Annotated in this window: 4 protein-coding genes; 2 read left to right on the plus strand and 2 right to left on the minus strand. The window is 41.6% G+C overall.

The window, feature by feature from the left end; translation table 11 throughout:
• Positions 1-113 precede the first annotated feature (113 nt).
• The gene (locus tag NJ959_RS26250; protein ID WP_254014709.1) at positions 114-680 is read right to left on the minus strand and encodes a hypothetical protein; all 567 of its coding nucleotides are present in this window, start codon (positions 678-680) and stop codon (positions 114-116) included.
• A 266-nt stretch (positions 681-946) separates the two neighbouring features.
• Here NJ959_RS26250 and NJ959_RS26255 point away from each other — a divergent pair, with 266 nt between their 5' ends.
• Both NJ959_RS26255 and NJ959_RS26260 read left to right on the plus strand, forming a co-directional pair.
• Positions 947-1,906: a protochlorophyllide reductase gene (locus NJ959_RS26255; RefSeq protein ID WP_254014711.1), complete on the plus strand. Its 960-nt coding sequence runs from the start codon at positions 947-949 to the stop codon at positions 1,904-1,906.
• A gap of 211 nt (positions 1,907-2,117) precedes the next feature.
• The gene (locus NJ959_RS26260; protein ID WP_254014710.1) at positions 2,118-2,279 is read left to right on the plus strand and encodes a hypothetical protein; all 162 of its coding nucleotides are present in this window, start codon (positions 2,118-2,120) and stop codon (positions 2,277-2,279) included.
• 95 nt (positions 2,280-2,374) lie between these two features.
• Here NJ959_RS26260 and NJ959_RS26265 read toward each other — a convergent pair.
• Positions 2,375-4,264 (minus strand): protein kinase domain-containing protein (locus NJ959_RS26265; RefSeq protein ID WP_309242716.1); only part of this gene is annotated, 1,890 nt, incomplete at its 5' end.

Here is a 4,264-nt window from a genome sequence, read left to right on the forward strand (position 1 = left end):
GGAGTGGGGAGTGGGGAGTGGGGAAGAGAGTTTTAATTAAAAAATTATTAATTTCCCTTTCACTAAATCCAATAACCAATAACCAACAACCAATAACCAATAACCAACAACAATTAACGAGAAAAATCTTCAGCAGCGATACAAGTTTGTAGTGCTTTGGGCGGTGAAAAGTCAATTTCAGTACTTAAGCCGATTACACATTCAGAAAAGCGTAGAGGGAGAAGACTGCGGCGGCAATAATCTAAAACCGAGATTCCTTCAGCATTTTTGATGCGATCGCTAATATCTACCACACAACTTGCCAATTCTAGCGGTCTCCGGACTCGCCTACAAGATTCTACGGCATTATTGGCAGGAATTGGTGTCAAATCCTTAATTTTGAGGACACATAGAGATAAATCATCGGGAGAGAGGGCTTCTGCACAAGCACTGGCTGCTACTTCTCTCGATAGTTGGACGCGCAAAAGTTCAGCGCTACAGATTTCAAATGGAGTGACATCTGCCTGAGCGGGAGTAATGGGAATTGTTAGGGCGAGTAAGCTAGCCGTTGCTAGTTGACTAACAAAGAATTTCCCTAAAGAAGAGAGATTAAGCCGTTTCCCTTTCCCCATTCCCTGTTCCCTTTCTTTGGTGAATTTTCTAAGGGTGCGACTAGATTTAATGGTACTTTGTCGGATCATAATAGTTTTTTCGCAAATATTTCCTACGTTATACTATCCGCTAATATGGATAGAGTTTTTTGTCGGGTGGGCATTGCCTACCGCCACCTGAAAAGCTTATTTTCCCGTTGGCAGGCAATCCGCACCCTACCAAACATGACATTGGTACAAGATCTCATTTTAATGGTACTTTGTCGGATCGTAATAGTTTTTTCGCAAATATTTCCTACGTTATACTATCCGGTAATATGGATAGAGTTAACGACGATCGCAAAAGTCTCAAGAGAATGGAACAATATCAGAAGTCAACAGTAGTAATCACGGGTGCCTCTTCGGGAGTGGGTTTGTATGCGGCCAAAGCGCTTGCCCAAAGAGGATGGCATGTGGTAATGGCTTGTCGGGATTTGCCCAAGGCAGAAAAAGCAGCTAAAGAGGTAGGAATATCTTCAGATAGCTACACTATTATGCACATAGACCTGGGTTCTTTGGATAGTGTGCGGCAGTTTGTCAAGGATTTCCGGGCTAGGTATAAGTCTCTGGAGGCTTTGGTGTGCAATGCGGCAATTTATATGCCTTTATTAAAGGAGCCATTGCGCAGCCCAGAAGGATATGAATTGAGTGTTACTACCAATCACCTCGGTCATTTTCTTCTTTGTAATCTCATGATGGAGGATCTCCGGAAGTCATATTCGGTGGATCGGAGGCTGGTTATTTTAGGAACTGTAACACACAATCCAGATGAATTGGGTGGGAAGATTCCACCTCGTCCAGATTTAGGCAATTTTGAGGGCTTCGCTGCCGGATTTAAAGAGCCAATCTCGATGATTGATGGCAAAAAGTTTGAACCTGTAAAAGCCTATAAGGATAGCAAGGTTTGTAATGTATTAACGATGCGAGAACTCCATCGACGCTATCACCAACCAACCGGAATTATCTTCAGTTCCCTTTATCCGGGATGTGTAGCAGATACGCCGCTATTTAGAAACCACTATCCCTTATTCCAGAAAATATTTCCATTATTTCAGAAGAATATCACGGGAGGATATGTTTCTCAGGAATTAGCTGGGGAAAGGGTAGCGATGGTGGTTTCCGATCCTGAGTATAAACAATCCGGTGCTTATTGGAGTTGGGGAAATCGTCAGAAAAAAGATGGCAAGTCTTTTGTCCAAAAGGTTTCTCCCCAAGCCCGCGATGATGAAAAGGGCGAACGGATGTGGGATTTGAGTGCTAATTTGGTTGGTATATAGAAGTAGGGTGTGTTGCCGCGTAGCGCAACGCACCCTCTCGATATGATGTCTTATGGCTGCGATGCTTAGTGGATATGCAACGCGATCGCAAAAACCCGCCAGTGGTTAAAACCACTGTCTAACAGTTTAAGTCGGTTGAAACCGACTCAGACTTCGGATTTCAGATCGAATAAGGGAAAACATTGGAGATTATGTAAAGGAGAGCCATCGAATGCAAATATCCATTGATTCAGTATTCAACCGAGATAAATTCCTTCTCCGTCAAAAAGTTTTGACTATTTCTGAAAAGTATGATGTTTGCGACGAGGAGGGAAATCCCATTCTTTATCAGACACTAAGTGCAGGTTGGCAGCAAATTTCCCATCAGTTGTAAGCAGGGATCTCTTGAGCAGGGAGCAGGGGAGAAAAAACCACTATCAATGAAACTGGTGAGAAACTTCTGCCGCGCTGCACTAGTCAGGAAATAGCTTAACGATTTATTCGCCAAATTTTAATGGTTTTATCCTCACTACCACTAGCAAGTGTTTGTCCATCTGAGCTAAAGGCTACTGCGCATACGGAATTAAAATGTTGCTTAAGGTTACAAATTTCTTGGCCAGTGGGGAGATCCCAGAATTTAATTGTTTTATCCACACTCCCACTCACAAGAATTTGTCCATCGGGACTAAATGCCAGGGCACGTACTCGTACTAAATGCCCTTTAAGAGTGTGTTTTTCTTTCAGTTTATTAATATCCCATAATTTAATGGTAAAGTCAGAACTACCACTAGCTAGAGTCATACCATCGGGACTAAATGCGATCGCGTGAATTGAATTAGTATGACCTTCCAGAGTCGCAAGTTCAAGCCCAGTCTCCACATCCCATAATTTAATTGTGCGATCCGCACTACCACTAGCAATAATTTTACCATCTGGACTAAATGCCACCCCATAGACTAAACTAGAATGTTTGAATAAGCTATATGTTTGAGTCAGGGTGGCAATATCCCAAAATTTGATAGTTTGATCCGCACTGCCACTGACAAGCGTTTGGCCATCGGGACTAAATGCGACAGAATTAACTGAATTAGAATGGCCTTTCAATGTACAAATTTCTTGTCCAGTTTGCACGTTCCATAGTTTAATATTTTTATCACCACTTCCACTAGCAATAGTTTTACCATCCGGGCTAAATGCTACCGTATAAACAGCATCCAAATGCTTGGAAAACCACCCCCCAAGAGTCCGAATTTCCCATGCCATACTAATTTGCCACAGTTTAACTGTGTTATCGCCACTAGCGCTAGCAATAGTTTTGCGATCCGGACTAAATGCCAGTCCATATACTGGATCTAAATGTCCAGAAAGAGTGGTAATTAAAGAAGCTTTGATAGTAGCAATTTTAGTAGTAATTGTTTTTTTTGTGTAGGATTCTCCTAACATACCCAAAGCTGCCATTGCCTCTTCTGCTGACTGATATCGTTGCCTGACAGTGGTGTGAATCATTCTATTTAGAATCTCAGCAAGTTCGTCACTGACAGGATTATCAACTAAGTAATCCTGCCAAACAAAGCCACTTTCAATGGGATCGTATAAATCAAATGGTTCTATTTGAGTTAATAAATGAATAGAAGTAACCCCCAAACTATAAATATCGCTAGCAAATACTGCTTTACCAAAAGCTTGTTCTGGTGCAGCATAACCCGCCGAACCAATAGTTGTCCCAGTTTTAGCTAATCTTGTTGCCGTGGCATATTTAGCCGCACCAAAATCTACTAACACTAATTTACGATCTAAACGACGGCGAATAATATTTTCTGGTTTAATATCGCGATGAATTATATTGACATTGTGAATAGCTTGCAGTACTGGTAATAAGTCACTCAAAAGACTGCGAATCTCAGCTTCGGAAAATGCCCCATTTTCAGCTAACTCTTGAGTGAGATTTTCCCCATCGATAAATTCCTGGACAATATATAAGTAATTGTCTTCCTCAAAATGATTTAATAGTTCAGGAATTTGCGGATGTTTACCTAATTCTGCCAAACGTAATGCTTCCTGACGAAATAATTCTGTGGCTTTTTGGACATTATTTTGGTTTTGGGGATAGAATTGCTTAATTGCGCAGCGGGGTTTCGATGGCTGACTCTCATCTTCTGCTAATATAGTTCTACCAAATCCGCCAGCACCAAGAATTTTCTGCCCACGGTATCGTTGAGCTAATAGTAGTTTTTTGCCGCAATTTTGGCAAAATTTATTATTTTTAGGGTTTTCCGGTTTGGAACATTTGGGGTTAAAGCAGTAAGTCATTGGGGAATGGGGAGTGGTTATTTTAGGAACTGTAACACACAATCCAGATGAATTGGGTGGGAAGATTCC

The sequence above is a fragment of the Limnofasciculus baicalensis BBK-W-15 genome (assembly GCF_024178385.1).
Classification (GTDB): domain Bacteria; phylum Cyanobacteriota; class Cyanobacteriia; order Cyanobacteriales; family Coleofasciculaceae; genus Limnofasciculus; species Limnofasciculus baicalensis.

Excerpts from the sequence above, each read along its gene's own strand:
- NJ959_RS26250 (WP_254014709.1), bottom strand. The coding sequence starts at position 680 with ATGATCCGACAAAGTACCATTAAATCTAGTCGCACCCTTAGAAAATTC.
- NJ959_RS26255 (WP_254014711.1), top strand. The coding sequence starts at position 947 with ATGGAACAATATCAGAAGTCAACAGTAGTAATCACGGGTGCCTCTTCG.
- NJ959_RS26260 (WP_254014710.1), top strand. The coding sequence starts at position 2,118 with ATGCAAATATCCATTGATTCAGTATTCAACCGAGATAAATTCCTTCTC.